The sequence below is a fragment of the Rhodoferax sp. ZS1R8 genome (assembly GCF_056521325.1).
The window spans coordinates 1-1,121 of the sequence record NZ_JBWMBA010000159.1 but is presented as its reverse complement, the minus strand read 5'-3'; the positions used below and the strand labels follow the sequence as shown (position 1 = coordinate 1,121).

The following is a 1,121-nucleotide window of genomic DNA, read 5'->3' as shown; positions in this document are numbered from 1 at the left end:
GGCGCGGGCCGAGCTGTCAGACACCTTCCCCCCAGGTGATTTAAGCCAAATCAACCCCCAGCCCCTGTGGACATTGCGTGAGGCGCTATCATTTTTGCACCACCCCGCGCCCGATGTGTCGCTGGACACCTTGCAGGACCACAGCCATCCGGCCTGGCAGCGGCTCAAGGCAGAGGAGCTATTAGCCCAACAGATATCTCAATTGCAGTCCCGTCGCGAACGGGCTCGCCTGCGGGCACCGGTGCTTGCCATGGTGGCGCCGGAGGTGTTCAGCCCGCCCAATGAGCCCGAGCAGCCGGTGCTGATGCCGCTGTACACCGAGCTGGTGGGCACCTTGCCTTTCCAGCTGACGGCTGCCCAGCAACGGGTCTGCGCCGAGATTGCCAATGACTTGGCACGCCAAGTGCCCATGCACCGGCTGCTGCAGGGCGATGTGGGCTCTGGCAAAACCGTAGTCGCCGCGCTGGCGGCCTGCATTTGCATTGACGCCGGCTGGCAGTGCGCGCTGATGGCCCCCACCGAAATATTGGCCGAACAGCACTTTCGCAAGCTGCTCAGTTGGTTGGAGCCGCTGGGTGTCACCACCGCGTGGCTGACCGGCACTCAGAAAGCCCGGGAACGCCGCGAGGCCCTGGCCATGATTGAGAGTGGCGAAGCACAACTGGTGGTGGGCACCCACGCCGTCATTCAGGAAAAAGTGCAGTTCAAGAACCTGGCCCTGGCCATCATCGACGAGCAACACCGCTTTGGCGTGGCCCAACGCCTGGCGCTGCGCAACAAGCTCAACCACGACGGCATGGAGCCCCACATGCTGATGATGACGGCCACGCCCATACCGCGCACGCTGGCCATGAGTTATTACGCGGATCTGGATGTGTCCACCATTGACGAGCTGCCGCCAGGGCGCACGCCCATCATCACCCGCCTGGTCAACGATGCCCGGCGGGACGAGGTGATCGAGCGCATCCGCGGCCAGATAGACCAGGGGCGGCAGGTCTACTGGGTTTGCCCGCTGATTGAAGAAAGTGAGGCGTTGGACCTGACAAACGCCACACAAACCCATGCCGACCTGGCCGAGGCATTGCAAGGCGCAACCCGCGCTGACGGCCAGCCGGTGCTGA

Annotated in this window: 1 protein-coding gene; it reads left to right on the top strand. The window is 63.8% G+C overall.

Annotated features, from left to right (window positions below):
* On the top strand, positions 1 to 1,121 hold a 1,121-nt coding region (locus AC097P_RS24630; protein WP_479613043.1), incomplete at both ends, for an ATP-dependent DNA helicase RecG.